24 protein-coding genes are annotated in these 26,464 nt (G+C 60.5%); 6 read left to right on the forward strand and 18 right to left on the reverse strand.

Features of this window, described 5'->3' with window-relative positions; translation table 11 throughout:
• Positions 1-124: 124 nt before the first annotated feature.
• Positions 125-397, reverse strand: coding sequence for a hypothetical protein (locus AC19YQ_RS06450; RefSeq protein WP_500594814.1), 273 nt, complete (start codon positions 395-397; stop codon positions 125-127).
• Positions 398-651: 254 nt separating this feature from the next.
• On the opposite strand from AC19YQ_RS06450, the gene AC19YQ_RS06455 reads away from it, so the two are divergent.
• Positions 652-2,718, forward strand: a complete 2,067-nt coding sequence (locus tag AC19YQ_RS06455; RefSeq protein ID WP_326427481.1) for an AsmA family protein — start codon at positions 652-654, stop codon at positions 2,716-2,718.
• 117 nt (positions 2,719-2,835) lie between these two features.
• Here AC19YQ_RS06455 and AC19YQ_RS06460 read toward each other — a convergent pair whose 3' ends face one another.
• On the reverse strand, positions 2,836-3,711 hold the full coding sequence (locus tag AC19YQ_RS06460; RefSeq protein ID WP_133078731.1) for a DMT family transporter: 876 nt from the start codon (positions 3,709-3,711) through the stop codon (positions 2,836-2,838).
• Positions 3,712-3,871: 160 nt separating this feature from the next.
• On the opposite strand from AC19YQ_RS06460, the gene AC19YQ_RS06465 reads away from it, so the two are divergent.
• Both AC19YQ_RS06465 and AC19YQ_RS06470 read left to right on the forward strand, forming a co-directional pair.
• The gene (locus AC19YQ_RS06465) at positions 3,872-4,153 is read left to right on the forward strand and encodes a PsiF family protein (RefSeq protein ID WP_133078732.1); all 282 of its coding nucleotides are present in this window, start codon (positions 3,872-3,874) and stop codon (positions 4,151-4,153) included.
• A gap of 251 nt (positions 4,154-4,404) precedes the next feature.
• Entirely contained in the window at positions 4,405-5,415 is a 1,011-nt protein-coding gene (locus AC19YQ_RS06470; protein ID WP_133078733.1) for an AI-2E family transporter, read from the forward strand.
• 48 nt (positions 5,416-5,463) lie between these two features.
• Here the strand turns inward: AC19YQ_RS06470 and AC19YQ_RS06475 are convergent, their stop codons facing one another.
• Positions 5,464-6,729: an Hsp70 family protein gene (locus AC19YQ_RS06475; protein ID WP_133078734.1), complete on the reverse strand. Its 1,266-nt coding sequence runs from the start codon at positions 6,727-6,729 to the stop codon at positions 5,464-5,466.
• 302 nt (positions 6,730-7,031) lie between these two features.
• Here AC19YQ_RS06475 and cbpA point away from each other — a divergent pair, with 302 nt between their 5' ends.
• Together cbpA and AC19YQ_RS06485 are read left to right on the forward strand one after the other, a co-directional pair.
• Positions 7,032-7,943 carry a curved DNA-binding protein gene (gene cbpA, locus AC19YQ_RS06480; protein WP_339474777.1) on the forward strand — a complete coding sequence of 304 codons (912 nt, stop codon included), beginning with the start codon at positions 7,032-7,034 and terminating at the stop codon, positions 7,941-7,943.
• A gap of 2 nt (positions 7,944-7,945) precedes the next feature.
• Positions 7,946-8,251, forward strand: coding sequence for a chaperone modulator CbpM (locus tag AC19YQ_RS06485; protein WP_339474776.1), 306 nt, complete (start codon positions 7,946-7,948; stop codon positions 8,249-8,251).
• A 111-nt stretch (positions 8,252-8,362) separates the two neighbouring features.
• Here the strand turns inward: AC19YQ_RS06485 and AC19YQ_RS06490 are convergent, their stop codons facing one another.
• The 12 genes from AC19YQ_RS06490 to urtA all read right to left on the reverse strand — a co-directional run bounded on the left by AC19YQ_RS06490 (position 8,363) and on the right by urtA (position 19,778).
• Positions 8,363-9,496, reverse strand: a complete 1,134-nt coding sequence (locus AC19YQ_RS06490) for a sensor histidine kinase (RefSeq protein WP_339474775.1) — start codon at positions 9,494-9,496, stop codon at positions 8,363-8,365.
• Between the two features lie 104 nt (positions 9,497-9,600).
• A complete protein-coding gene (gene ureC, locus AC19YQ_RS06495; protein ID WP_339474773.1) occupies positions 9,601-11,301 on the reverse strand; it encodes an urease subunit alpha in 1,701 nt (566 codons plus the stop codon).
• A 135-nt stretch (positions 11,302-11,436) separates the two neighbouring features.
• Positions 11,437-11,745, reverse strand: coding sequence for an urease subunit beta (locus AC19YQ_RS06500; protein WP_500594815.1), 309 nt, complete (start codon positions 11,743-11,745; stop codon positions 11,437-11,439).
• Positions 11,742-12,275, reverse strand: a complete 534-nt coding sequence (locus AC19YQ_RS06505; protein ID WP_133078740.1) for a GNAT family N-acetyltransferase — start codon at positions 12,273-12,275, stop codon at positions 11,742-11,744. Before AC19YQ_RS06505 ends, AC19YQ_RS06500 begins: the two co-directional genes overlap by 4 nt.
• Positions 12,272-12,805: a GNAT family N-acetyltransferase gene (locus tag AC19YQ_RS06510; protein ID WP_500594816.1), complete on the reverse strand. Its 534-nt coding sequence runs from the start codon at positions 12,803-12,805 to the stop codon at positions 12,272-12,274. Before AC19YQ_RS06510 ends, AC19YQ_RS06505 begins: the two co-directional genes overlap by 4 nt.
• A 9-nt stretch (positions 12,806-12,814) precedes the next feature.
• Positions 12,815-13,117: an urease subunit gamma gene (ureA, locus tag AC19YQ_RS06515; RefSeq protein WP_133078742.1), complete on the reverse strand. Its 303-nt coding sequence runs from the start codon at positions 13,115-13,117 to the stop codon at positions 12,815-12,817.
• A 130-nt stretch (positions 13,118-13,247) separates the two neighbouring features.
• Positions 13,248-14,087, reverse strand: coding sequence for an urease accessory protein UreD (locus tag AC19YQ_RS06520; protein ID WP_133078743.1), 840 nt, complete (start codon positions 14,085-14,087; stop codon positions 13,248-13,250).
• A 32-nt stretch (positions 14,088-14,119) separates the two neighbouring features.
• A complete protein-coding gene (gene urtE, locus AC19YQ_RS06525) occupies positions 14,120-14,818 on the reverse strand; it encodes an urea ABC transporter ATP-binding subunit UrtE (protein WP_019826826.1) in 699 nt (232 codons plus the stop codon).
• 121 nt (positions 14,819-14,939) lie between these two features.
• Positions 14,940-15,785, reverse strand: a complete 846-nt coding sequence (gene urtD, locus AC19YQ_RS06530) for an urea ABC transporter ATP-binding protein UrtD (protein ID WP_219262786.1) — start codon at positions 15,783-15,785, stop codon at positions 14,940-14,942.
• Positions 15,782-16,861, reverse strand: coding sequence for an urea ABC transporter permease subunit UrtC (urtC, locus tag AC19YQ_RS06535; RefSeq protein ID WP_326427480.1), 1,080 nt, complete (start codon positions 16,859-16,861; stop codon positions 15,782-15,784). The genes urtD and urtC overlap by 4 nt, the downstream gene beginning before the upstream one ends.
• On the reverse strand, positions 16,861-18,363 hold the full coding sequence (gene urtB / locus AC19YQ_RS06540; protein ID WP_500594817.1) for an urea ABC transporter permease subunit UrtB: 1,503 nt from the start codon (positions 18,361-18,363) through the stop codon (positions 16,861-16,863). The genes urtC and urtB overlap by 1 nt, the downstream gene beginning before the upstream one ends.
• 149 nt (positions 18,364-18,512) lie before the next feature.
• On the reverse strand, positions 18,513-19,778 hold the full coding sequence (gene urtA / locus AC19YQ_RS06545) for an urea ABC transporter substrate-binding protein (RefSeq protein WP_019826834.1): 1,266 nt from the start codon (positions 19,776-19,778) through the stop codon (positions 18,513-18,515).
• Positions 19,779-20,064: 286 nt separating this feature from the next.
• On the opposite strand from urtA, the gene AC19YQ_RS06550 reads away from it, so the two are divergent.
• On the forward strand, positions 20,065-23,541 hold the full coding sequence (locus AC19YQ_RS06550; protein WP_500594818.1) for a DUF4329 domain-containing protein: 3,477 nt from the start codon (positions 20,065-20,067) through the stop codon (positions 23,539-23,541).
• Here the strand turns inward: AC19YQ_RS06550 and AC19YQ_RS06555 are convergent.
• Genes AC19YQ_RS06555 through AC19YQ_RS06565 form a run of 3 tightly spaced genes read right to left on the reverse strand, consistent with a single transcriptional unit; the run spans position 23,538 to position 26,280 of the window.
• Positions 23,538-24,548: a FecCD family ABC transporter permease gene (locus AC19YQ_RS06555; protein WP_133078749.1), complete on the reverse strand. Its 1,011-nt coding sequence runs from the start codon at positions 24,546-24,548 to the stop codon at positions 23,538-23,540. The two genes, AC19YQ_RS06550 and AC19YQ_RS06555, sit on opposite strands and share 4 nt — an antisense overlap.
• The gene (locus tag AC19YQ_RS06560; RefSeq protein ID WP_133078750.1) at positions 24,545-25,495 is read right to left on the reverse strand and encodes an ABC transporter substrate-binding protein; all 951 of its coding nucleotides are present in this window, start codon (positions 25,493-25,495) and stop codon (positions 24,545-24,547) included. The genes AC19YQ_RS06555 and AC19YQ_RS06560 overlap by 4 nt, the downstream gene beginning before the upstream one ends.
• A complete protein-coding gene (locus AC19YQ_RS06565; protein ID WP_133078751.1) occupies positions 25,492-26,280 on the reverse strand; it encodes an ABC transporter ATP-binding protein in 789 nt (262 codons plus the stop codon). Before AC19YQ_RS06565 ends, AC19YQ_RS06560 begins: the two co-directional genes overlap by 4 nt.
• Positions 26,281-26,464 lie beyond the last annotated feature (184 nt).

Below are 26,464 nucleotides of genomic sequence, written 5' to 3' on the forward strand. Positions count from 1 at the left end.
AAGCTGCGTTCGATGGCGTAACCGTCGCAAAATCAGGTTCTACGGTGTTTCAGGTAAACCCGTTTCTCAGGATTTACGATTGCTACGCAACCGAACGCAGCCTGCGGTAACTGCTACGAAAGGCTTAGCTCGCACGTTGATTGCGCTCGGCCAGACGATCAGCGCCACCTTCGGCGACAAACTGATTGCTTGGGGTGCGATCGTAGCCATCTTCAGCGACGCGATTTTGCTGATCCAGGGTACGTTGCGCGCCATCTTCAGCCACCGGGTTGAGGGGTTGGCTCAACGTGCTCGATGCAGGTTGTACCATTGGGGTTGGCTCGTCGTCGGCTGGCAGGGCAAAAGCGTTGACGGCGAAAAGTGAAAGGCTCAGGCCAAGCAGTAATGGGCGTTTCATGGTGTGTGCTCCGTAGCAGTGCAACTAAGTAGGTGTTGAGGCAATGCTACGCTTGGCTACCGGATATCAAAGTTCATACGGGCAATGGTGATAATCGACAGAATTGATTGTTCAGATTCGGGGGCTCTAGCCTGAGGCTTCCGAGGTTTTTTACACGAAAGTCGTACCGGGGTTAAACCTTCAGACGTCTTTGCCAGTCGTACATTTAGAGGCGTCGTAACTGGGACGTTGAGTCGAATTCAAGGAGCCGCGACATGACGCGCACCCGTAAAACCCTTGCCTGGACAGGCGGTATTCTCGTGCTGTTGGTGGCCGTGCTGGTGGTGATCCTCGCTACCTTCGACTGGAACCGCATCAAGCCGACCCTCAACACCAAAGTGTCCGAAATCCTTCATCGCCCGTTTGCCATCAACGGTGATCTGGCCGTGCGCTGGCAGCGCGAAGAGGACGAGGGCGGGTGGCGCGCCTGGGTGCCCTGGCCCCATGTGATTGCCCAAGACCTGACCCTGGGCAACCCCGAGTGGTCGAAAACGGCGCAAATGGCCAGCCTCAAGAAAGTCGAGCTGCGCCTGTCGCCGCTGGCACTGCTGACCCAAACGGTGGATATCCCGCGCATCAACCTGACCGAGCCCAGCGCCAACCTTGAGCGTCTGGCCGATGGCCGGGCGAACTGGAACTTCACGTTCGACCCCAAGGACCCGAACGCCGAGCCGTCAGCGTGGACCGTTGATATAGGCGCCATCGGCTTCGACAAGGGCCACGTCACGTTAAATGACCAAACCCTCAAAGCCCGACTGGATGTGCTGATCGACCCACTGGGCAAGCCTATCCCCTTCAGGGAAATCGTCGGCGAAGCGGACGCGAAAAAGGCCCTGGAGAAAGGTGGCCAGGCGCAAGACTATGCCTTCGCCCTCAAGGTCAAAGGCCAGTACCACGACCAGAAACTCAACGGTACGGGCAAGATTGGCGGCCTGCTGGCCTTGCAGGACGCAACCAGGCCTTTCCCGCTGCAAGCCCAGGTCAGCATTGCCGATACCCAGGTGGCGCTGGCCGGGACCTTGACCGATCCGCTGAATCTGGGGGCGCTGAACCTGCGCCTGAAGCTGGCCGGTACCAGCCTGAGCAACCTCTATCCGTTGACCGGCGTGACCTTGCCGGATTCACCGCCGTACTCGACCGACGGGCATTTGATCGCCCAATTGCGTGAGCCCGGTGGAGCCACCTTCAGCTATGAAAACTTCAACGGCAAAATCGGTAGCAGTGATATTCACGGCGACCTGAAATACGTGGCCAGCCAGCCGCGGCCAAAGCTGTCTGGCAAGCTGGTGTCCAACCAACTGCTGATGGCTGACCTGGCTCCTTTGATCGGCGCCGACTCCAACACCCAGCAAAAGGCCCGGGGCGGTGAAAGCAAGCAGCCAGCGGGTAAAGTGCTGCCGGTCGAAGAGTTTCGCACCGAGCGCTGGCGCGACATGGACGCCGACGTTGAACTCACCGGCAAGCGCATCGTGCAGAGCGCCGAGTTGCCGTTTACCGACCTGTTCACCCATCTGGTACTCAATGACGGCGAGCTGAGCCTTGAGCCGCTGCGCTTTGGCGTGGCGGGCGGCAAGCTGGATGCGCAGATCCGCCTCAATGGTCGTGCGACGCCGTTGAAAGGCAGCGCCAAATTGACGGCGCGCAACTTCAAGCTCAAGCAGCTGTTTCCCACGTTTGAACCGATGAAAACCAGCTTCGGTGAACTCAATGGCGATGCCACGATTGCCGGGACCGGCAACTCGGTGGCCAAGTTGTTGGGCACTGCCAATGGTGATTTGAAAATGATCATCAATGATGGCGCCATCAGTCGCAGCCTGATGGAGATAGCTGGCTTGAACGTGGGCAACTACGTGGTGGGCAAGATTTTTGGCGACGAAGACGTCAAAATCAACTGCGCGGCAGCGGACTTCGGTATCAAGAGCGGTCTGGCCAGCTCCCGGCTGTTTGTGTTCGATACCGAGAACGCGATTATCTACATCGACGGTACGGTCAACTTCGCCACCGAACAGCTCGACTTGAAAATTACCCCTGAGTCCAAGGGCCTGCGCTTGTTTTCGCTGCGTTCACCGCTGTATGTGCGCGGCACCTTCGCCAACCCTTCGGCGGGTGTGCAAGCCGTACCGTTGCTGTTGCGCGGTGCCGGCATGGTGGCGCTGGGCGTGATTGCAGGCCCGGCGGCAGGGTTGCTGGCATTGGTTGCGCCAAGTGGTGGCGAACCCAACCAGTGCGCGCCACTGCTGCAGCAAATGCAGCAGGGCAAAGTGCCGAAAACGGTGAAATAAGCCCTGCAGAACGGATGTAGCCGCTGCCACCGCAAGGCCTTTGCCTTGAATGCCAAAGAGGGCCGCTGCGCTGCCCATCGCAGCATGCGGCAGCGGCCACAGGTTGAGACAGAGCGGTCAGGCTTTGCGAAGTGGCGTAGTCCACCGTTCCGACAGAATCACACCGCCCAGGGTCAGTGCGCCGCCAATCAGGTGGTAGGCATGCAATTGCTCTTTCAGCACCACGGCAGCAATCAGTGCCGTAATTAACGGCAACAGATTGAAAAACAGCGTGGTGCGACTCGGGCCCAGGGTGGCGACGGCTTTCATCCAGGCCAAGGGCGCGATCATCGACGCCAGCACACAGGCGTAGAGCACCAGTCCCATGTTGTGAACGGTCGGGCCGACCTTGGGGGAGGCCAGGTACAGCGGGAACAGCACCACAATCGCCACGAGCACCTGCATGTACAGCATCTGCAGTGGCGGCAGGCGCAGCTGCCATTTTTTCAGCAGCGTGCTGTAAATCGCGTAGGCCAGGGTGGCGACCAGCATCATTGCGTCGCCCAGGTTCAGGCCATGATCGAGCAAGGCCGCGAGACTGCCGCTCGACACCACCACCAGTACCCCGACAAACGACACAATGGCGCCCACCAATGCTCCGGCCGTCAGGCGCTGGCCCAGGCTGATGATCGACATCGCAAGCACCATCAATGGCATCAGCGACAGGATAATGCCCATATTGGTGGCCGAGGTCCGGGCTGCCGCGTAGTAGGCCAGGCTTTGGTAAATCGCCATGCCAAGCACGCCGAGGACGAAGATCTTGCCCAGGTTCGCACGGATGACAGGCCAGTTGGCCATGACCGGTTTGAGCATAAAGGGCGTGAACAGCAGGCCGGCCAGTAGCCAGCGGTAAAAGCCGATTTCGGAGGGGAAGATTGCGCCCACTGCCAACTTGTTAATCACGGTATTGCCGGCCCAGATAAAAATGGCCAGTAGCGGGTAAGCGTATTGCATCAGGACAACCACACGATTAATAAGCGGCGATTATCCACTGTCAGCCAGCAAGTCGCGATGTTTGAGCGCCAGAGGGTGCAACGGATAACGATGTAACAGAGTTTGTCTACACTTCAGTGAATTGCGCTGCCACTTGGCGCGTCAACAAGGAGAAAACTCCATGAAGATGTTGCGTGTTCCTCTGCTGCTGATCGGTCTGCTGCTGTGCTCCCAGGGTTTTGCGGCCACTGCCCAGCAGAACAAAATGACCACCTGTAACGCTGACGCCAGTGCCAAAGCCCTCAAGGGGGATGAGCGCAAAGCCTTCATGAGCACTTGCCTCAAAGCCAAACCGGCCACGCAGCAAGACAAAATGAAAACCTGCAACGCCACCGCCGGTACCCAGGACCTCAAGGGCGATGCGCGCAAAGCCTTCATGAGCGATTGCCTGAAGAAAAAATGAGCCTGTAGCAGCTGACGAGTGGAGCGAGGCTGCGTTCGGCGGCGCAGCCGTCGCAAATCCAGAGAGTCGGGTTCAACTGACACTGCGCAGTGTATGGCTTTACGGCGGCTGCGCCGCCGGACGCAGCCTCGCTCCGCTCGTCAGCTGCTACAAAGGTATCGGTTAGTCCCTGCGCAAGTCACAAATTCTAGTGCTCCCCGCCGAAGGCTGGCAGACTGCCTTTCCTTTCACGCTGTCAGTTTTGAGGCTGTATGCCATCGTTTTCTCAGCGTCACATCGTGTTGGCCAGCTACATCATCATTGCTGGCGGCCTGCTATTGGTCTTTCCGTTGCGTTTGTTGCCCAGCCTGCTGGCAGGGTTGTTGGTGTTCGAACTGGTCAACATGCTCACCCCCCAACTGCAGCGCCTGATTGCCGGGCGTCGTGCGCGGTGGCTGGCAGTGGCGTTGCTGGGCACGCTGATTGTCAGTGTGCTGGCGCTGATTTTTGCCGGGGCCATCAGCTTTTTGCTGCATGAAGCCGAAAACCCTGGGGCCTCACTCAACAAATTCATGGCCGTGGTTGACCGGGCACGGGGTCAATTGCCGCCGTTTCTGGACAGTTACCTGCCTGCCAGCGCTGCCGAGTTTCGGATTGCCATCGGGCAGTGGATGAACAAGCACCTCAGCGATCTGCAACTGGTGGGTAAAGACGCGGCGCACATGTTCGTGACCCTGCTGATCGGCATGGTGCTGGGGGCAATTATGGCCTTGCAGACTATTCCCGATATCAGCCGTCGCAAGCCGCTGTCTGCCGCGCTGTTCGAGCGTCTGCACCTGCTGGTACAGGCGTTTCGCAATATCGTGTTCGCGCAGATCAAGATTGCGCTGCTCAACACCGCGTTTACCGGGGTCTTTCTGGCCGTGATCCTGCCGCTGCTTGGCGTTCACTTGCCGCTGACCAAAACCCTGATCGTGCTGACCTTCCTGCTGGGCTTGCTGCCGGTGATCGGCAACCTGATCTCCAACACGCTGATCACCATTGTGGGTTTGTCGCTGTCGATCTGGGTGGCGGTGGGTGCGTTGGGCTACCTGATCGTTATCCACAAGCTGGAGTACTTTCTCAACGCCAGAATTGTGGGCGGGCAGATCAGCGCCAAATCGTGGGAATTGCTGCTGGCGATGCTGGTATTCGAGGCAGCCTTCGGCCTGCCGGGTGTAGTGGCCGGGCCGATCTACTATGCGTACCTGAAGAGTGAGTTGAAGCAGGTGGGGCTGGTTTAACAGCTTACCCTGACCCTCTCCCGGCGGGAGAGGGTTGGGGTGAGGGTATTAGCCGTAACGCTTTTTAGCTTCAATCGCCAAACCGCTGCCGATGCTGCCGAAGATGTTGCCTTCAACGTGTCGGGCATTGGGCAGCATGGCCGCTACGCTCTGGCGCAATGCCGGAATGCCGCTCGAACCCCCGGTGAAGAACACTGTATCCACCTGCTCGACACCCACACCTGCACTGGTGAGCAGGTTGGTCACGCTGTTGCGGATGCGCTCCAGCTGATTGTCGATGGCGGCTTCGAACATCCCGCGGCTCAAGTCCACGCTCAGTCCCGCTTCAACCCGATCCAGCGGCAAGTGACGGCTGTCGTTGTGGGTCAACTGGATCTTGGTTTCTTCGATTTCCATCGCCAGCCAGTGACCGGCACGCTGCTCGATCAGCTTGAACAGGCGGTCGATGCCACCGGTGTCTTCAATGTCGTAGCGCATGCTGCCCAGGGCCAACTGGGATTTTTGCGAGTACACCGAGTTGATGGTGTGCCAGGTCGCCAGGTTCATGTGGTGGCTGGTGGGCATGTAGGCCCCGCTTTTCATGCGGCTGCCGTAGCCGAACAGCGGCATCACGCCTTGCAGACTCAATTGTTTGTCGAAGTCGGTCCCGCCCACGTGCACACCGCCGGTGGCGAGGATATCGTCCTGGCGGTTGTCCATGCCACGACGCTCGGGCGACAGACGCACCAGTGAGAAGTCGGAAGTACCGCCACCGATGTCGACGATCAGTACCAACTCTTCGCGTTCGATAGTGGACTCATAGTCGAATGCCGCCGCGATCGGTTCGTATTGGAAGGACACTTCCTTGAACCCAATGGCACGGGCCACGTCCGTCAGGGTGTTTTCGGCTTCCTGGTCGGCCAGGGGATCGTCATCTACGAAAAAAACCGGGCGTCCCAACACCACTTCTTCAAATTCTCGACCGGCGGTCGCTTCGGCGCGTTTTTTAAGCTGGGCGATAAACAGCCCCAGCAAGTCCTTGAACGGCATCGCCGTGCCCAGAACGCTGGTGTCGTGCTTGATCAGCTTGGAACCCAGCAGGCTCTTGAGCGAGCGCATCAGGCGGCCTTCGTAGCCTTCCAGGTACTCATGCAGCGCCAGACGGCCATACACCGGGCGGCGTTCTTCAATATTGAAGAACACCACTGAGGGCAGGGTGATCTTGTCGTCCTCCAGCGCGATGAGGGTTTCCACGCCTGGGCGAAGCCAGCCGACGGTGGAGTTGGACGTGCCGAAGTCGATACCGCAGGCACGTGCTGGAGAGGCGCTTTTCATGTCTTTCATGTTCCGGTTAAAAAACGGCCGCGCAGTGTATGTCAGACCGCTGAAGAATCGAAGGGCGACGATTCGCTAATTCGTAGGTTTTAATCCACTTGAAAGACTATCCTTCACCCCCAAACTTCCAGACATTGGCTTGGTAGTTGTCAGGCGATTGAGTGAAGCCCGTAGGCTGCCGATAAACTTTTGCAGCGGCGTTCCGTCACATGATTGAGACCGGTCAATCGACAGGCCGGTCAGCCAGAGCATTCTGGGTGACCTGGAACGGCGCGATATTGATAACGGATGGTGATCCTTACATGGACTTCAAAGACTATTACAAGATCCTGGGTGTCGAGCCCACGGCTGACGACAAGGCGATCAAGACCGCCTATCGCAAGCTGGCGCGCAAATATCACCCGGATGTCAGCAAGGAAAAGGACGCCGAGAGCAAGTTCAAGGACGTCAACGAAGCGTATGAAGCACTGAAAAGTGCCGAAAAACGCGCCGAATACGATGAGATTCGTAAGTACGGCCAGCATGGCCAGCCCTTCCAGGGGCCGCCGGGCTGGCAGGGTCATTCCAGTGGTGGTTTCGAGAACAACGGCGATTTTTCAGACTTTTTCAGCTCGATCTTCGGTTCGCGCGGTAATGGATTTGGTGGGCAATCGGGCCGCAGTGCGGGCCGTCGCGGGCAGGATGTAGAAATGGAATTGCCGATTTTTCTTGAAGAAACCCTGTCTGGTGAGTCGAAGCAGATCAGCTTCCAGATCGGCGATACCAGCAAGACCCTGAGCGTGAAAATTCCTGCCGGTGTGACCGACGGCGAGCGCATCCGCCTTAAAGGGCAGGGCGCACCGGGCATGGGCGGCGGAGCCAACGGTGATCTGTACCTGATCATCCGTTTTGCGCCGCACCCTAAATTCGATGTCGAAGGCCACGACCTGGTCATCACGGTGCCATTGGCCCCGTGGGAAGCTGCGCTGGGCACCAAGGTGGCGATACCGACCCTGACCAGCAAGGTGATGATGACCATTCGCCCTGACAGCCAGAGCGGTCAGCGCATGCGCATCAAGGGCCACGGCCTGGCGGACAAGCAAGGCCAGCGCGGTGACTTGTATGCCCAATTGAAAGTGGTCATGCCCAAACAGACCGACGAGGCCACCAAAGCACTGTGGCAAGAACTCGCCGACAAAGCTGCATTTGACCCGAGAGAACAATGGAGTAACTGATCATGAGCAGCACCCTGATCGTTCAGCTGGACATGGAAAGGTTCTGCGAAGAGGCCAATATCCCGGCCACTTACGTGATAGAGATTGTCGAACACGGAATTATCGAACCTCAGGGCCGCACGCCTGACGTGTGGCGTTTTGAAGACTACGAATTGGTCATCGCCAGGCGTGCGGCCAAGCTGCGTGATGATCTGCAAATAGAGTGGGAAGGCGTCGCCCTGGCGCTGGACCTGCTCGAAGAAGTGCAGCAGTTGCGGGCCGAAAACCAGCGGCTCAAGCAGCAGTTGGGGCGCTTTGTGACGCAATAGAAGCATGCCCACAGGCTTTGTGGGCGCTGGCTTGCCTGCGATGGTATCGGCGCGATGTTCCTGTTGAACCGCGGCGACTGAATCGCGAGCAAGCCCGCTCCCACAGAGGGCTCAGGTGTTTCTAGGCAACACCACGGTAAACGTCGTGCCCTCGGCTTCGGTCGAGGTCACGTCGATGCTGCCCTTATGGGCGTCCACCACTTCCTTGATGATAAACAGGCCAAGCCCCAGGCTGGTCGACGTGCCCGGCTGGGTGATGTCTTCGCTCGGGCTGCGTACCAGCGGGTCGAACAGGGTGGCAATGGCGTCCTGGGCAATGGGCAGGCCAAGGTTGTGGACGCGCAAGGTCACGTCGCTCGCGTCCCCGCTCAGGCTCAACGTCACTTGGCCTTTGCGGGCGCCGTGCTGCAGCGCATTGCCGATCAGGTTCTGAAGCAGCTGCCCCAGCCTGCGCGGATCCCAATGGCCTTGCACATCGCCTTCAACCTGCAGGCTCGGGGCTCGGTCGGGTTGCCCGGCACAGGCTTCGTCCAGCGCTGCCTGGCAGGCGACGGCCAGATCCATGGGCTTGGGTTCGATCGGCAGGTTGCTGCCCAGTCGGCTGCGCACAAACTCCAGCAGGTCATTGACCATCGTCCCCATATGGCGGGCACCATTCTTGATGGCCAGCACATACGTCAACGCATCGGCGTCGAGCCGGGCTTTGCGTTCCAGCATTTCAGTGGACATGCTCACCGCCTGCAACGGTGCGCGCAGGTCATGGCCGAGGATGGCGAGGAAGATATCCCGCGAACGACTGACCTGTTCGGCGTAGGCCGCCGTTGACTCGGCCAGGGCCTGATCGATGGCCTCGTTGAAACGGATCATGTCCTGCATGTGCGACAGGGCCGGGGCGTCGATACTGGCGACCCACAGGCGGATCACGCAGGCGCGCAAATGGCGGAACTCCGAGGTCATCTGTACCAGATCAAACCCCACGGTATGGCGCAGTTCGCCGTGGCTGGCGGCGGCTTCATCCAGGGCGGGGCTGGTCTCGGGGCCTTCGCCCTCGGCCTTGGCCTGCTGTTCGCTGGCCGTTTGCGCAGTGTTCATGTCCCGGGATGCGGCCAGCAGGATCTCTTTGGCATGGTCGCGCAACGCCAGGCTGGTCATGGAGTCGGCAGCCGGTGTGATGGTTTCGGCAAATTGCTCCCATTCATCGACGATACGATCAACATTGTGGACGATGAATTCAGATAGGCGCATGGCCACAAACCTTGCTGCAAGAGCGGCTGTATTGAAAGGTGACGCATCTTAACGCCAAAAGCAGCTTTTCAATACAACCGCCAATCCCCTGCAAACGCAGGGCATCAGAACAGAAAGTAGCGCTGTGCCATCGGCAACACATCAGCCGGTTCACACCACAGCAACACACCGTCGGCCTTGACCTGATAGGTCTGGGGGTCGACTTCGATGTTGGGCAAATAACCGTTGTGAATCAGGTCGGTTTTTTGCACATCACGGCAGCCCTTGACCACCGCGATTTGCTTTTGCAAACCCAGCGCTGCGGGTACGCCTGCGTCGAACGCGGCCTGGCTGATAAAGGTCAGGCAGGTGGCATGGCGCGAGCCGCCGTAGCTGGCGAACATCGGGCGGTAATGCACGGGTTGCGGGGTGGGGATGGAGGCGTTGGGATCACCCATCAGGCTTGCGGCAATGGCGCCACCCTTGAGGATCAGTGTGGGCTTGACCCCAAAAAACGCCGGGCGCCACAGCACCAGATCAGCCCACTTGCCCACCTCGATCGACCCCACTTCATGGCTCACGCCGTGGGTGATGGCCGGGTTGATGGTGTACTTGGCGATGTAGCGTTTGGCGCGGAAGTTATCGTTGCCCACGGCATCTTCGGGTAATGGGCCGCGCTGCTTCTTCATTTTGTCGGCGGTCTGCCAGGTGCGGGTGATCACTTCGCCCACCCGGCCCATGGCCTGGCTGTCGGAGCTGATCATCGAGAACGCGCCCAGGTCATGGAGGATGTCTTCGGCGGCAATGGTTTCGCGGCGGATACGGCTTTCGGCGAAGGCCACGTCCTCGGCGATGCTCGGGTCGAGGTGATGGCACACCATCAACATGTCGAGGTGTTCGTCGATGGTGTTGCGGGTAAAGGGCCGGGTCGGGTTGGTGGAGCTGGGCAGCACATTGACCAGGCCGCAGGCCTTGATGATGTCCGGCGCATGGCCGCCACCGGCCCCTTCGGTGTGATAGGTGTGGATGGTGCGGCCCTTGAAGGCGGCGAGGGTGGTTTCGACAAAGCCCGACTCGTTCAGGGTGTCGCTGTGAATCGCCACTTGCACGTCATACAGGTCGGCGACATTCAGGCAGTTGTCGATGGACGCGGGGGTGGTGCCCCAGTCTTCGTGCAGCTTGAGACCGATGGCCCCGGCCTCGACCTGTTCGATCAGCGGTTGCGGCAGGCTGGCGTTGCCCTTGCCGGTAAAGCCCATGTTCATCGGGAACGAATCGGCGGCCTGGAGCATGCGCGCCATATGCCAGGGGCCCGGGGTGCAGGTGGTGGCATTGGTGCCGGTGGCCGGGCCGGTGCCGCCGCCGATCATGGTGGTGACGCCGCTGTTGAGCGCTTCTTCGATCTGCTGCGGGCAGATGAAGTGGATATGGGTGTCGATACCGCCTGCGGTGAGGATCATGCCTTCGCCCGCGATCACTTCGGTGCTGGCGCCGATGGCAATGGTCACATTGGGCTGGATATCCGGGTTGCCGGCTTTGCCGATGGCGTGGATGCGACCGTTCTTGAGGCCAACATCGGCCTTGACGATGCCCCAGTGATCGATGATCAGTGCGTTGGTGATCAGGGTGTCGACCACCTCGCTGGCGAGCAGCTGGCTTTGGCCCATACCGTCGCGAATCACTTTGCCGCCGCCAAACTTCACTTCTTCGCCATAGGTGGTGAAGTCCTGCTCGACCTCGACCCACAGCTCGGTATCGGCCAAACGAACCTTGTCACCCACGGTGGGGCCGAACATGTCGGCGTAGGCCTGACGGGATATTTTCATTGTGCTTTCCTGAAAATTTGTGGGACATCTTCTGTGGGAGCGGGCTTGCTCGCGATGGCATCTACGCCGTTGTGCAGTCAGACCGCGTTGCCCGAATCGCGAGCAAGCCCGCTCCCACACGGGTGTGTGTCGGGGTCAATCCAGATTGCCCATCACCCGCCCGGCAAAGCCGAACACCCGGCGCAGCCCGGCCAGTTCCACCAGTTCCACTTCACGGGTTTGCCCCGGCTCGAATCGCACCGCCGTGCCCGCCGGGATGTTCAGGCGCATGCCGCGGCTGTCACCCCGGTCAAAGATCAGGGCGTCGTTGGTTTCGAAAAAGTGATAGTGCGAACCCACCTGGATCGGCCGGTCGCCACGGTTTGACACGCTCAGGCTCAGGGTGCGCCGACCGACGTTCAGTTCGATTTCGCCCGACTCTATGCGGTATTCGCCCGGAATCATTGCGGCTCACTCAAGGTTTTGAAGTAGATGGCCGTCGGGCTGTAATGGCCGCTGGGGCTTTGGCAGTAGTTGGGCAGTTCGCCGACGCGGGTATAACCCAGGGCACTGTAGAAGTTCTCGGCCGGTGAGCCCGCTTCGGTGTCCAGGTGCAGCAAGCCACGCTTGAGTTCCCGTGCACCTTGTTCCAGCGCGTGGATCAGCACCTGGCCCAGCCCGCGGCGCCGCACTTCGTTGAGCACCAGCAACTTTTGGACTTCGGCGCGGTTCAGGCCGTTGGCCTTTTGGCACAGGATCAGTTGCACGCTGGCCAGCACGCGCTGGTCTTCAACCAGTACCCACAACAGCAGATTGCCCTGCTCCAGTTGGGCGTGAACTTCGTTGAAGTAGCGGCTGGCCTGGGGCAGGTCGAGGTCGTTCATGAACCCCACCGATGCGCCGTGTTTGACGGCGTCGAGCAGCAGCACAATCAAGTCTTCACGGTAGTGGGCAAAATTCTGCGCCGTGACGCGCACCAGTTGTTCGGTCTTCATTGTGCGGGTTCCTTGGGGGGCAGTGCGCCGGGGTTGAGCATCAGTTGCATAAACGTCAGGTCGAGCCAGCGGCCGAACTTTATCCCCACCTGCGGCATGCGCCCGCTGGTGACAAAACCCAGTTGTTTGTGCACGTGGATCGAAGCCGCATTGGCGCTTTCGATGGCCGCCACCATGACGTGCTTGTCGCAGGCCCGGGCACGTTTGATCAATTCGGCCAGCAACTGCGGGCCCAGGCGTTTGCCCCGTTGCTCGGGATGGACATACACCGAATGCTCCACTGTGTGGCGGAACCCTTCAAACGGACGCCAGTCGCCAAACGAGGCATAGCCCAGGGCGATGTTGGCGTCGTCGACAATCACCAGAACCGGATAGCCCTGGGCCTGGCGGGCGTTGAACCATTGCTGGCGGTTGTCCAGATCGACCGTCTGCTCATTCCAGATGGCGAGCGTGTTGAGCACCGCATCGTTGTAGATATCGCGAATCGCCGGCAGGTCCGCCGCGACAGCATCACGAATGACGTAAGACATGGCGCGGCCTCAGGCGATGGGTTGGTGGACAGTGACCAGTTTGGTGCCATCCGGGAAGGTGGCCTCGACCTGGATGTCGGGGATCATTTCCGGGATGCCTTCCATCACCTGATCGCGGGTCAGCAGGGTGGTGCCGTAGTGCATCAGTTCGGCCACGGTGCGGCCATCGCGGGCGCCTTCGAGCAGGGCGGCCGAGATATAGGCGATGGTTTCCGGGTAATTGAGCATCACACCGCGGGCCAGTCGACGTTCCGCCAGCAGGCCGGCGGTGAAGATCAGCATCTTGTCTTTTTCGCGAGGGGTCAGGTCCATGATCGGGTCCGTGTTCGGCAGTTTAAAAATGTTGAGTGTGGGAGCGGGCTTGCTCGCGATGGCATCACCGCGAACTCACTGGCAGACCGGGGCGTCTGCATCGCGAGCAAGCCCGCTCTCACAGGGTTATTCAAGTACTCCAGATTCTGGGTGCCAGCGCTTCTCGCCCCAGCAGCGCCGGACGCAACAGACGCCATAAATCAATCAGCCAGGCCCGTGCCTGCAAGGCTTCACCCGCCAGGCAGCGGGCTACCAGCAAACCCGGTAACTGGGTCAAGTCGCCGCGCACCGGATTGGGCAGCGAGCGACAGGTTTCCAGTAATTGGGCGCTGATCTCGCCCGTCACCAGCAACGTGGCAAACACCGGGTTGCCGTCCAGGCCAATGGGCGAATCCAGCAGCCCGTCGCCGCCCACAATGCGCTGGCGCTCATGCCAGAGCAGTTGACCGTCGCGACGCAGATCCAGCCGCGACTGGAAGTGCCCGTGCTCGAAACGCTCGCCACTGGCCAGTCGACCCAGCGCCACCATGTCCCAGTAAAACAACCGGGCATCGCCCTCAAGTTCGATACGGGTCGAGAGTTCGGCCTGGGCCGCGCTGAAGACGATGGTTTCTTGTGGCAGCCATTCCAGGGTCGCGCCGGGTGCGACCTTCAAGGTCAGGTTCTGACAGGCCGGCCCGGCAGCGCGATACCATTTGGCCGCACCGGGGCTGGTCAGTTGTGCCCAGGCATCCGGGCCGACGCTGGCACTGATGTTGAGTTGATCGCCACCGGCAATCCCGCCCGGTGGATGGACGATGATGTGCTGGCAAACCTGCGGCCCTTCGGCGTACAGGTGCTTTTGCACCCGCAACGGACCGACATGACGACGCAGGGTAGGGCGCGTGCTGTCGCCAAAACGGCCATAGCCCAGCTCCAGCTCGGCGTGCCAGCTGGGGGTGAACAATGGAGCATTGGCAGGCAGGTTCATATGTAGGACTTTTCACTAAATAGAGACGCAGATTAAATCGTTACCAGCCCGCGTACACCTTCTGTTTGCATATTTTCGCCACGGCCTTGCTGCACGATTTCGCCCCGTGACATCACCAGATACTGGTCAGCCAGTTCCTCGGCAAAATCATAAAACTGCTCCACCAGCAAAATCGCCATATCCCCCCGTGCGGCGAGCATTTTGATCACGGCCCCGATCTCCTTGATGACCGAAGGCTGGATGCCTTCAGTCGGCTCATCGAGGATCAGCAAGCGCGGACGGCTGGCCAGCGCGCGGCCAATGGCCAATTGTTGCTGCTGGCCACCGGACAAATCGCCGCCGCGTCGATGCTTCATTTGCAGCAATACCGGGAACAGCTCGTAGATAAACGCCGGAACTTCCCTGGCCTCGGAACCGGGGAACCGCGAGAGGCCCATGAGCAGGTTTTCCTCCACCGTCAGGCGCCCGAAAATCTCCCGGCCCTGGGGCACGTAAGCGATACCGGAGTGGACCCGCTGGTGGGGTTTGAGCGTGGTGATGGTTTTACCTTCCCACTGCACATCGCCTTCCTTGACCGGCAGCAAGCCCATCAGGCATTTGAGCAATGTGGTTTTGCCCACGCCATTGCGGCCCAGCAGGCAAGTGACCTCGCCGACTTTTACTTCAAACGACAGACCGCGCAGGATGTGGCTGCCGCCGTAGTATTGATGCAGTTTGCGGACTTCCAGCATATTCAAAATCTCCCCATGCCCCTGTGGGAGCGGGCTTGCTCGCGATAGCATCACCGCGTATTGACTGACAGAGCGCGTCGCCTGATTCGCGAGCAAGCCCGCTCCCACCCAAGGCAGGCATTCAGCGGCCCAGATACACCTCGATGACCCGCTCATTTGCCTGCACCTGTTCCAGCGAGCCCTCGGCCAACACGCTGCCTTGGTGCAGCACGGTCACATGGTCGGCAATCGAGCCGACAAACCCCATGTCGTGTTCCACTACCATCAGCGAATGCTTGCCCGCCAGGCTCTTGAACAGTTCGGCGGTGAACTCGGTTTCGGCGTCGGTCATGCCCGCCACCGGTTCGTCGAGCAGCAACAGTTGCGGGTCTTGCATCAACAGCATCCCGATTTCCAGAAACTGCTTCTGGCCGTGGGACAACAACCCGGCAGGTCGATGGGCCGAGCCGCTCAGGCGGATGGTGTGCAGCACTTCGCCGATGCGGTCCTTCTGCTCGCCGCTCAGCGTTGCCCGCAGGCTGGCCCACACCGACTTGTCGGTCTTTTGCGCCAGCTCCAGGTTTTCAAACACGCTCAAGGCTTCGAACACCGTGGGCTTCTGGAACTTGCGCCCGATCCCGGCCTGGGCAATCTGCACTTCGCTCATCTGGCGCAGGTCCAGGGTTTCGCCGAACCAGGCCTGCCCTTCGCTGGGCCGGGTCTTGCCGGTGATCACGTCCATCATGGTGGTCTTGCCCGCGCCATTGGGGCCGATGATGCAGCGCAATTCGCCAACGCCGATGTACAGGTTGAGGTTGTTCAGCGCCTTGAAGCCATCGAAGCTGACGCTGATGTCTTCCAGGGTCAGGATGGTGCCGTGGCGGGTGTTCAGGCCCGGTTCAACGCGCTGGCCAAAGCTGATGGCGTCACGGCTGCTGCCCGCGTCTTTGTTGGGATCGAGGATAGGTTCGAGCATGACATTCCTCATTGGTCGGCCTTTTTCTTCAACAGGCCGATCACGCCTTTGGGCAGGTACAGGGTCACGATGATGAACAGCGCCCCCAGGAAGAACAGCCAGTATTCGGGGAAGGCCACGGTGAACCAGCTTTTCATGCCGTTGACCACGCCTGCACCCAGCAGCGGGCCGATCAGGGTGCCGCGTCCACCCAGGGCTACCCACACGGCGGCTTCGATGGAGTTGGTCGGCGACATTTCGCCGGGGTTGATGATGCCGACTTGCGGCACATACAAGGCACCGGCCAGGCCGCACAGCACAGCGCTCAACACCCACACAAACAGCTTGAAACCACGGGGGTCGTAGCCGCAGAACATCAGGCGGTTTTCCGCATCCCGCAGCGCGGTCAGTACGCGGCCAAACTTGCTGCGCGCCAGCCGCCAGCCGAGAAAAAGACTGACCACCAGCAACAGCACCGTGGCGAAGAACAGTGCGGCACGGGTGCCGGGTTCGGTGATGCCAAAGCCCAGGATGCTGCGAAAGTTGGTGAAGCCGTTGTTGCCGCCAAACCCGGTTTCGTTGCGGAAAAACAGCAGCATCCCGGCGAAGGTCAGGGCCTGGGTCATGATCGAGAAATACACGCCCTTGATTCGCGAGCGGAAGGCGAAAAAGCCGAACACCAGTGCCAGCAAGCCGGGAGCCAGTACCACCAGGCACATGGCCCACCAGAAGTGTTCGGTGCCGACCCAGTACCAGGGCAGTTCAGTCCACGACAAAAAGGTCATGAAGGCGGGCAATTCATCGCCCGAGGCCTGGCGCATCAGGTACATGCCCATCGCGTAGCCACCCAGGGCGAAGAACAAACCGTGACCCAGGGACAGCAGCCCGGCGTAGCCCCAGACCAGATCCAGCGCCAGCGCGACAATGGCGTAGCAGAGGATCTTGCCCACCAGCGTGAGGGTGTAGGCCGAGACCTGAAACGGGCTGTCGGCAGGCAACAGGGAGAGCAGCGGCAAGGCCAGCAATACCAGCAGGACCAGGCCACCCACCAGGGTTGTAACGGTGGGCCCGGCTTTTTGTGCCGCAGTGACCATCAGAGGCTGATTCATCAGTCGATCACCCGTCCTTTAAGCGTGAAGAGCCCTTGCGGACGCTTCTGGATAAACAGAATGATCAGCCCCAGGATCAGGATTTTGCCGAGTACGGCGCCGATCTGCGGTTCAAGAATCTTGTTGGCGATGCCCAGGCCAAAGGCTGCGTAAACAGTGCCTGCCAGTTGCCCGACACCGCCCAGCACCACCACCAGGAACGAATCGATGATGTAGCCCTGGCCCAGGTCCGGGCCGACGTTGCCGACCTGGCTCAAGGCCACGCCGCCGAGCCCGGCAATCCCCGAGCCGAGGCCGAAGGCGAGCATGTCCACACGCCCGGTGGGTACGCCGCAGCAGGCGGCCATGTTGCGGTTCTGGGTGACGGCGCGAACATTTAGGCCCAGGCGGGTCTTGTTCAGCAGCAGCCAGGTCAGTACCACCACGGCCAATGCGAAGACGATGATCACCAGGCGGTTGTACGGCAGTACAAGGTTGGGCAGCACTTGCAGCCCGCCCGACAGCCATGCCGGGTTGGCCACTTCAACGTTTTGTGCACCGAACAGGACGCGTACCAGCTGGATCAGGATCAGGCTGATGCCCCAGGTGGCGAGCAGGGTTTCCAGTGGGCGGCCATAGAGGTGACGAATGATCGTGCGCTCCAGCACCATGCCCACGGCAGCGGTGACAAAGAACGCGACCGGCAGTGCCAGCAAGGGGTAGAACTCGATGGCGCCAGGAGCAAAGCGCTGGAACAGCAACTGCACGCAGTACGTGGAATAAGCACCGAGCATCAGCATCTCGCCGTGGGCCATATTGATCACGCCCAGCAGGCCGAAGGTAATGGCCAGTCCGAGTGCCGCCAGCAGCAGAATCGACCCCAGGGACAAGCCGCTGAACGCCTGCCCCAGCAGGTCGCCGATCAGCAGTTTGCGCTTGACCTGGGACAGGCTGGTTTCGGCGGCGGTGTGTACCGTGGCATCGGTTTCGACGCCAGGTTGCAGCAGGGTTTCAAGACGGGTACGGGCCAGCGGTTCGCCGGTTTCTCCGAGCAGGCGCACGGCGGCCAGACGCACGGCAGGGTCGGGGTCGACCAGTTGCAGATTGGCCAGCGCCAGGCTCAGGGCGGTGTGTACATCGCTGTCGGTTTCGCCAGCCAGTTGCCGGTCGAGGAATAAGAGTTGTGCAGGGCTTGCGGATTTTTGCAGGTGTTGCGCCGCACTCAGGCGCAGCTTGGGATCGCTGGCAAGCAACTGATGGCTGGCCAATGCCGTGTCGATCAGCCCGCGCAGACGGTTGTTCAGGCGCAGGGTTTTGGTCTGGCCGTCTACCGTGAGCTGACCTTGTTGCAGGCTGTTGATCAGTTCGACGCGGGCAGGGGCGGGTTGCGCGGCCCAGCGTTCGAGCAGTTGGGCCTGCTGTGAATTGTTGGCAGCGGCGAAGTCGCTGGCGTCATCGGCCTGTGCGACCAGGGGCAGCAACAGCAGTAGCGCGACGATAACGCGGTAAAGGGCAGTGGGCATAGTTATGGCCTTGCACAGATAAAAGCAATTCAACACACCTGTGGGAGCGGGCTTGCTCGCGATTCAGGCAACGCGGTCTTTCAGTGAAACCGTGTTGATTGCATCGCGAGCAAGCCCGCTCCCACAAAAGCACAACGATGAGGCTGGCCTCAGTTACCCTTCACCGCGTAATCCGGCTTTTTGTCGTTGCCCGAGATGTAAGGACTCCACGGCTGGGCGCGGATCGGGCCTTCGGTCTGCCACACCACGCTGAACTGACCGTCAGGCTGGATCTCGCCGATCATCACCGGCTTGTGCAGGTGGTGGTTGGTCTTGTCCATCGTCAGGGTGTAGCCCGACGGCGCGGCAAACGTCTGGCCGGCCAGGGCTTCGCGCACTTTATCCACGTCGGTGGACTTGGCTTTTTCGGCGGCCTGGGCCCACATGTGAATGCCCACGTAGGTGGCTTCCATCGGGTCGTTGGTCACGGCTTTGTCGGCGCCCGGCAGGTTGTGTTTCTTGGCGTAGGCTTTCCAGTCGGCGACGAACTTATCGTTGGCCGGGTTCTCTACCGACTGGAAGTAGTTCCAGGCGGCCAGGTTGCCCACCAGCGGTTTGGTGTCGATGCCGCGCAGTTCCTCTTCACCCACCGAGAACGCGATCACCGGTACGTCGGTGGCTTTCAGGCCCTGGTTGGCCAGTTCTTTATAGAACGGCACGTTGGAGTCGCCGTTGACCGTGGAGATCACCGCCGTTTTGCCGCCTGCCGAGAACTTTTTGATGTTGGACACGATGGTCTGGTAATCGCTGTGACCAAACGGGGTGTAGACCTCTTCGATGTCCTTGTCGGCCACGCCTTTGGAGTGCAGGAACGCGCGCAGGATCTTGTTGGTGGTGCGCGGGTACACGTAGTCGGTGCCCAGCAACACAAAGCGCTTGGCACTGCCGCCGTCTTCGCTCATCAGGTATTCAACGGCCGGAATGGCCTGCTGGTTAGGGGCTGCTCCGGTGTAGAACACGTTGGGCGACATCTCTTCGCCTTCGTATTGCACCGGGTAAAACAGCAGGCCGTTGAGTTCTTCAAACACCGGCAATACCGATTTGCGCGACACCGACGTCCAGCAACCGAATACCACGGCCACTTTGTCCTGGGTCAGCAACTGGCGGCCCTTTTCGGCAAACAGAGGCCAGTTGGAGGCCGGGTCCACCACCACTGCTTCGAGCATCTTGCCGTTGACGCCGCCCTTGGCATTGATCTCGTCAATGGTCATCAGCGCCATGTCTTTGAGCGAGGTTTCGGAGATCGCCATGGTTCCGGACAGGGAATGCAAAATCCCCACCTTGATGGTCTCGGCGGCTTGCACCGTCCAGGTCATGCCCATTGCCGCGATGGAGGCGGTCAGGGTGAAAGCCTTGATCAAGCTGCGACGCTTCATGGTGCGATCTCCAGGTATCTGATTTTTAGAGGATTGATCTGAACACTGAGAAGGTCTTAGCAAGGGCTGTGCCGGAGTTGAAATAAGGCTCTGCAACGGGGCTTTGCGCGAAAATCGGGCGTCATGGCGCACCAGTTGGGGGCTTGAGTGCGCTGCCTTGGTGCCAGGCAGGCATAAATAGCCTGCCGGGGGCCGTTCGCCCCAGGAGGGGGCGGTTTCGCAGGGCAACTTAACTATTTACCGCCCGCTCAGCCCACGGCTCTTGATGATGAAAGGAGATCTGGCCTTGGCCGATCTCCCTTCTTTGATCAAGGATGCCATTGCTATGGACTACACCGAGAACCGTGAAAAGCGCAACGCACATCCCAATGTGCGAACCGTATTGCCGACGCTAAGCCCGGCCTTTATCAATGCCGATGATGCCGCCCGCTTTGCCCACCAATTGATCGCGGACTACCGAACCGTCGAGTACGGTGGCGCTATCCTCCAAGACACTCAGGGACGCTATTTCGCAACGCGCCCGGTTAGAGGAAGACAAAGCTCGTTTGATCCGACATTGGTCATTTCAACCGATGCCAAAGGTATGTTCATCACCCCCCCCGGTTTTACCTGCGTGGCCTTGTACCATTCGCACCCGGCGAACTACGACAAGCTGCAAGGTGTTTTAAAATCATGGCCACCCCAGGACATTCAAACCGCCATCAACAGCTTTTCTACTGCGGACATGGTGCTCAATCGGCTCAATGCCTATTTTGCTGTTGCCCATTATTTGTCGGGGGTCAATGGCTCGCTGCTCAAATACATCGCCAGCGGATCGCCCCTGGAAGAAGCGCTCACAGAGCGAATTGCCCTCGATACCAGCGAGGGGAAACTGACATTTCCCACCATCGCCCAATACGTCCAGGCGGCCGCCAGGGTCGGGACGTTACGGGTGCTTCAGTCCACTGAAATATGGGGCGCAAAGCCGGGGCTGTTGCGGGGGGACTTCAAGGTGTTCACGCCGTCAGAGTCTCTGGATATTGCCCCGGTGATCGTGCAGCAGCCTGCGTTTGGGCCGATCAGTGAAAGCATCGAGCAGGCCGTCAAAGAGATGCGGGCGCGGGTCAATCAAACCAGTGACAGCGTGTACGGGATCATCCTCGAACACAAAGGCCAGCCCGTGTTTGTCGCTTCGGAACCGGTTTCGGGGGAGCTGGATTTCTCGCTGTCGAAGATTTTCCCCTCGACGGCCTCCACTCCGGGTCTCATACCCCCTTATTACGAGGTGGCAGGCTTGTATTGCCGCGACGGTTTTTACCGCGACCCGAGCCTGGTGCCCGTGCAAGAGCCTTCGGTATTCAAGAATTTCCTGTTTCCCCAGGCCCTGGCCAATGGGGTCAAGGCTGCCCAGGCATTGGCCGGGCCATCGGCCGCGCGCGCAGTGCCGCTGTTTATCTGCACCACCGATGGCGCTGTCCTGAAATACGTCTCGACGTTGACCCCGGCCGAGCACACCTTGCTGGCGCCGCTCACCCAGGGTGAGGGGCTGGCGATCACGCGGGAGCTGCTCAGCGGGGTGACGCTCACCAGCGCGTTTATTCGCGAGCTTTCCCGTGTGGGTGAGTTAAGCGTGCTGCACACCAGTGACTTGTGGAGCAGGGAGGGGCGCGTGACACCCGCCTGGCAACCCTATGATGGCTTTTACCGGCGGGCCATGAGCCCGTCTTTCATCTCGGCTGATGATGCAGCGCGTTACGCCCACGAACAGATTGCCGGGCGAGTTGACAAGGTCTACGGCGGCCTGATCTATCAGCGGCTGGACAATCGCTTTGTCGCCACTGAGCCCCTGGCCTGCCATAACGAGAGCTTCGATCCCGCCTGCGTGCTGCCACCTGAACTCATCGCCCTCACCCCCCACGGGTGTGCCGTGGTGGCGGTTTATCACACCCACCGTGTGCATCCGTTGTGGCTGTGGCGTTCAGCCTCGCAGGAACAGGTGTGGCGCAACATGCTTGAACCCCACGAACTCAATGCGGCCATCCGGGATCGTGAGTGGGCCAGCATCCGCTATTTTTCGGCGCGTAACGGCACCTTGCTCAAGTACACCCCCAGCGACTCGCCCCTTGAACGGGCGCTGCGCACGCAGATCGCGCCGCCTGTGGAGCATCCCGAAAATGTTCGGCGCAACGCGATGCACATGACCCTGCGGGCCAACTCGATCAAACCCGTGGACTACGTTCGTCAGGTCGCTCAGGCGGGGGATTTGCAGGTTGTGGTGGGCAGTGCGTTGTGGGGGCAGCCCGGCAAGGTAGCGGCGGACTTCACGCCGGGTGCCGTGCCAGCTGCGACAGAGGCGCCACGGCCTCTGGCTTGCAGCCCGGTATTTACCCAGTTGGAGGATGCCGTGCGCTATGTGCACAACGGCCTGACGTTTGCGCACACGTCTCAATACGGGGTGATACTCGCCAGCCTTCACGGGGACGAATACGTAGCGACCCTGCCACTGGAAGGCGGGGCATTTACCCTGGACCGATTGTTTGCCCGGGATGCAGTGACCGACCTGCACCAACTGCCGCCGGGTTTCAAGCTCCAGGCCGTCTATGTGGCAGCCCCCAGGGTGGCGGCAGGCGTGGAAGGGTTGGACACCAGGCGCATTTATGAGGCATTTGTGTCGCCGGTGGATTTCGCCCGGGCACTGGCGCTCAGTGACAGTATCAAGGCGCAAATTGGTTTGGTGCCTGCGGCTGCGGTGCTTTATCTGTCCAGCAGCGACGGCGCGCTGTTGCGCTATATCGACAGGTCATCGCAGGTGCAGTTGGCCAGCGGCGTTTTCAGGGAGGGCGGCCAGGCCACGCTTGATCAACTGACAGCCCTGCGGCTCACCCCGCTGGACTATGTGCGCAAGGTGGCGATGGCGGGTGATTTGCAAGTGATCAAAACCAACCCGGTCTGGACCCGTGCGGGGCGTGTCAGCGCGGGCTGGCAACCTTATGGTCTGGAATTGCCTGCTGCGACGGCCAGCAGCATCCGGTTCTTTGCCTTGGGCCCAGTGTTCAGTCACCCCGACGATGCGGCGCGGTATGAGCATCAACACCTCAAGCATCCGCGCGTGGCCAATATGATGGGGGGCGTGTTGCGTCACCCCGATTACGACACTTACGTGGCCCTGCAATTGATGGAAAACGATGAGCCGGTGAATGTGGCACAGATGATTCTGGGTACGCACTTGTCGCTGCCGAACGTGCCGGCTGCCAGAACGGTGTTGCCCGGTGGCTATGCCATCAAATCCCTGCATTTCGCCCGTGAAGTCAGCGGGCAGGTGGCGGGCACTGCGATTGAAACCAATCTGCTGAAAAACATGTTTTGGCCGGTCGACATTTGCTACGCCACCCGAACACTTCACCGGGAGTTGAGCGACGTCAGTGTTGATTTTCTGTACCTCTCGACCGATGACGGTGGGCTGTTGAGGTACTGGCGCGGTGACAAAGAGGCCAATGACCGGCTGTGTGAATATGTGAGCGGCGCCAGTGTCACCTACGAGCGCTACTTCATTGAAAACAGCAGCCCGACCCGAACCCCGGCCCTGCCCAGCGATACCCTGACCCGTGTGCTCAACTCAGGCGGTCTGCGGGTATTGGAACCGAGCAGCACCTGGCCGCGAGCCGGGGCGGTCAACACCCGCCTTACCGTGTCGACGCAACCTGTGGCGTTTGACTATGAAGGCACGACCCCCGGTATGCCGGTGGTGCAGTTGAAAGTGGGGCCGGTGCGCGATGAGCTTTAGCGTTTACGCATCAAGCCAATAAAGAACAGCCCGCCTATCGCTGCCGTGGCCACGCCGATGGGCAGGTCCTCGGGAGCGATCAGGGTGCGGGCCGCCACATCGACCCACACCAGAAACACGCTGCCCAGCAGCGCCGACACCGGCAATAAACGCCGGTGTTCGGCGCCCACCAAACGCCGCGCAATGTGCGGGATCATCAGGCCGACAAAGCCGATCGAACCGCTGATAGCCACCAGTACGCCGGTCATCAGCGAGGCGATCAAAAACACCCGCAAGCGTACGTTGCGCGCATTCAGGCCCAGGGTCACGGCGGTCTGCTCGCCAGCCATCAGGGCGTTCAACGGGCGAGCCATGCCCAGCAGCAACACCAGCCCCAGCAGCACGCTGGCGCTGGGGATGGCCAGCAGTTCCCAGCGCGCCAGGCCCAGCCCGCCGAGCATCCAGAACAGCACGGCGGAGCTGGCGCGATGGTCGCCCAAAAACAGCAGCGTGTTGGCCACAGCCATCATCACAAATGACACCGCGACCCCGCATAACAGCAGGCGGTCACTGTCCAGGCGGCCATGACGGCTGGCGATCGCCAGTACCAGCAGCATGCTCAACAAGGCCCCGATAAACGCGGCGATGGGCAGGGTCAGCAGGCCGACGATTTCGCCCACATGCAGCACCACAATCACAGCACCCAGGGTGGCGCCACTGGTCACGCCGAGCAGGTGCGGGTCAGCCAGCGGGTTGCGGGTGACCGCTTGCAGCACGGCGCCGATCAATGCCAGCCCGGCACCCACCAGCGCTCCCAGGAGCATGCGCGGCACGCGGATCAGCCACACGATGTGCTCCTGCCCCGGGCTCCAGCTCACGTCGCCAAGGCCGAACAGCTTGTTCAGCAAAATGTGCCACACCACGTCCACCGGCACCCGCGCCGGGCCAAAACCCAGCGACACCACGCACGACACCAGCAGCAGTGCGCCGAGGCCGATCAGCAACAGGGCGTAGCGACGAGCCATCATTGTGGGTGAAAGCCTTTGGCCAGAGTTTCGATGGCGAGCACGTTGTCGATACCCGGCGTGGCTTGCACATAAGGGATGACGATAAAGCGCTTGTTACGGATGGCGTCCACCGATTGCAGGGCCGGGTTGGTTTCCAGGAAACGTTGTTTCTGCTCGGCCGTGACTTCGCTGTAGTCGACAATCACGATCACCTCGGGGTTGCGCTCGACCACGGTTTCCCAGTTGATGCGGGTCCAGCTGGCGTCGATGTCGCTGAGGATGTCATTGCCGCCTGCCGCTTCGATCAGGGCGTGGGGGATGCCCAGCTTGCCCGAGGTCATGGCGCGGTCTTCGCCGCTGTCATACAGAAACACCCGGGGTTTTGTGGCGGGCAAGGAGGCTTGCACTTCGGCGATTTTTTGCTGCATGTGCACGACCACCTCATGGGCGCGGTCCTGCACGTTGAAGATCCTGCCCAGGTTGAGCAAGTCGTCGTAGGTGTCTTGCAGGCTGGCAGGCGGGCGCTTCATCACGAAAGCGCAGGACTCGGTCAGCTCATACACATTGATGCCCAGCGGAGTCAGGGTTTGCGGGGTCAGGTCGCCGCCTACGCGCATGCCGTAATCCCAGCCGGCGAAGAAGAAGTCGACGTTGGCATTGAGCAGGGTTTCCACCGACGGGTATTTGCTGGCCAGTTCCGGCAGGCCGTCGAGGATCACGTTCATCTCGGGCGTCACCGCCTTCCAGCCACTGATGCCGCTGTAGCCGGCCATATGCGGCTTGAGGCCCAGGGCGAGCATCATCCGGGTCATGTTGATGTCGTGGCTGACCGCGTGCTTCGGGGCCTGGGTAAAGGTCACGTCGCGGTTGCAGCTCTTGATCGTCAGCGGGTACTGCGTGGTCTGGGCCTGGGCCAGTTGGGCACCCAATACGGCGCAAAGGCCGAGTGCGAGGCGGATCAGCTTCATGGTTGGGTTATCCAGGTAATGCGCGGGTAGCCGGACAGCGGGTGGTCGTCGATCAATGCCGCTACGCCAAAGACATCGCGCAACAGTTCGACGGTCAGCACTTCGCGCGGGGTGCCGCTGGCGATGATCTTGCCGTGGTTGATCACGTACAGCCGGTCGCAAAACGCGGCGGCCAGGTTGAGGTCATGAATGCTGGCCAGGGTGCCGATCTTCAGGCGCTTGACCAGTTGCAGCAGCTCCAGCTGATAGCGCGGGTCGAGGTGATTGGTCGGCTCGTCGAGGATCAACAGTTCGGGTTGCTGGGTCAGGGCCCGGGCGAGGATCACACGCTGTTTTTCACCCCCCGAGAGGGTGGCGAAGGCGTGGTCTTCAAAGCCGTTGAGGCCGACTGACTGGAGAGCGTTTTTGGCCAGTTCACGGTCGGCTTCGGTGTCGCCGTCGAACAGGCCCTTGTGCGGGGTACGGCCCATGGCGACGACTTCATCGACGGTCAGGCCAAAGGCATCGGGAAATTCCTGCAATACCACCGCAATGCGCCGGGCGCACCAGCGGGGCGATTGCTGCCAGAGGTTGTGCGGGCCCAGATGGACCTCGCCTGACTCGGGTTTGCTGAAGCGATAAGCGCAGCGCAACAGGCTGGTCTTGCCGCTGCCGTTCGGGCCGATCAACCCCACGAACTCACCTGCCGCGACGTGCAGGTTGGCATCACGCAGCTTGAACTGGTGATGACAATGGCCGTGGCCCAAAGGGGTCCAGGCGAGTTGGGTGAGGGTGAGGCGGGTCATAAAAATCCGAGTTGGCCAATATTGAGAAAGATCCCTGTAGTCGCTGACGAGGTACGAGGCTGCGATCGAGTGCGAAGCGCTCGTAAAACCTGAGGTCTCAATGCAACTGATACCCCGAGGCGCCTGGTTTGCGACTGCTTCGCACTCGATCGCAGCCTCGTCCCTCGTCAGCGACTACAGATTC

The organism is Pseudomonas sp. MF06569 (assembly GCF_059862735.1).

Coding starts and splice junctions, on each gene's coding strand:
- AC19YQ_RS06460 (WP_133078731.1), bottom strand. CDS start 3,711: ATGCAATACGCTTACCCGCTACTGGCCATTTTTATCTGGGCCGGCAAT.
- AC19YQ_RS06490 (WP_339474775.1), bottom strand. CDS start 9,496: ATGCGCCTATCTGAATTCATCGTCCACAATGTTGATCGTATCGTCGAT.
- urtA (WP_019826834.1), bottom strand. CDS start 19,778: ATGAAGCGTCGCAGCTTGATCAAGGCTTTCACCCTGACCGCCTCCATC.
- AC19YQ_RS06465 (WP_133078732.1), top strand. CDS start 3,872: ATGAAGATGTTGCGTGTTCCTCTGCTGCTGATCGGTCTGCTGCTGTGC.
- AC19YQ_RS06475 (WP_133078734.1), bottom strand. CDS start 6,729: ATGAAAAGCGCCTCTCCAGCACGTGCCTGCGGTATCGACTTCGGCACG.
- AC19YQ_RS06510 (WP_500594816.1), bottom strand. CDS start 12,805: ATGTCTTACGTCATTCGTGATGCTGTCGCGGCGGACCTGCCGGCGATT.
- AC19YQ_RS06455 (WP_326427481.1), top strand. CDS start 652: ATGACGCGCACCCGTAAAACCCTTGCCTGGACAGGCGGTATTCTCGTG.
- urtD (WP_219262786.1), bottom strand. CDS start 15,785: ATGAGGAATGTCATGCTCGAACCTATCCTCGATCCCAACAAAGACGCG.
- AC19YQ_RS06520 (WP_133078743.1), bottom strand. CDS start 14,087: ATGAACCTGCCTGCCAATGCTCCATTGTTCACCCCCAGCTGGCACGCC.
- urtB (WP_500594817.1), bottom strand. CDS start 18,363: ATGCCCACTGCCCTTTACCGCGTTATCGTCGCGCTACTGCTGTTGCTG.
- urtC (WP_326427480.1), bottom strand. CDS start 16,861: ATGAATCAGCCTCTGATGGTCACTGCGGCACAAAAAGCCGGGCCCACC.
- ureC (WP_339474773.1), bottom strand. CDS start 11,301: ATGAAAATATCCCGTCAGGCCTACGCCGACATGTTCGGCCCCACCGTG.
- AC19YQ_RS06500 (WP_500594815.1), bottom strand. CDS start 11,745: ATGATTCCGGGCGAATACCGCATAGAGTCGGGCGAAATCGAACTGAAC.
- AC19YQ_RS06565 (WP_133078751.1), bottom strand. CDS start 26,280: ATGACCCGCCTCACCCTCACCCAACTCGCCTGGACCCCTTTGGGCCAC.
- ureA (WP_133078742.1), bottom strand. CDS start 13,117: ATGGACCTGACCCCTCGCGAAAAAGACAAGATGCTGATCTTCACCGCC.
- AC19YQ_RS06450 (WP_500594814.1), bottom strand. CDS start 397: ATGAAACGCCCATTACTGCTTGGCCTGAGCCTTTCACTTTTCGCCGTC.
- AC19YQ_RS06505 (WP_133078740.1), bottom strand. CDS start 12,275: ATGAAGACCGAACAACTGGTGCGCGTCACGGCGCAGAATTTTGCCCAC.
- cbpA (WP_339474777.1), top strand. CDS start 7,032: ATGGACTTCAAAGACTATTACAAGATCCTGGGTGTCGAGCCCACGGCT.
- urtE (WP_019826826.1), bottom strand. CDS start 14,818: ATGCTGGAAGTCCGCAAACTGCATCAATACTACGGCGGCAGCCACATC.
- AC19YQ_RS06560 (WP_133078750.1), bottom strand. CDS start 25,495: ATGAAGCTGATCCGCCTCGCACTCGGCCTTTGCGCCGTATTGGGTGCC.
- AC19YQ_RS06470 (WP_133078733.1), top strand. CDS start 4,405: ATGCCATCGTTTTCTCAGCGTCACATCGTGTTGGCCAGCTACATCATC.
- AC19YQ_RS06555 (WP_133078749.1), bottom strand. CDS start 24,548: ATGATGGCTCGTCGCTACGCCCTGTTGCTGATCGGCCTCGGCGCACTG.
- AC19YQ_RS06485 (WP_339474776.1), top strand. CDS start 7,946: ATGAGCAGCACCCTGATCGTTCAGCTGGACATGGAAAGGTTCTGCGAA.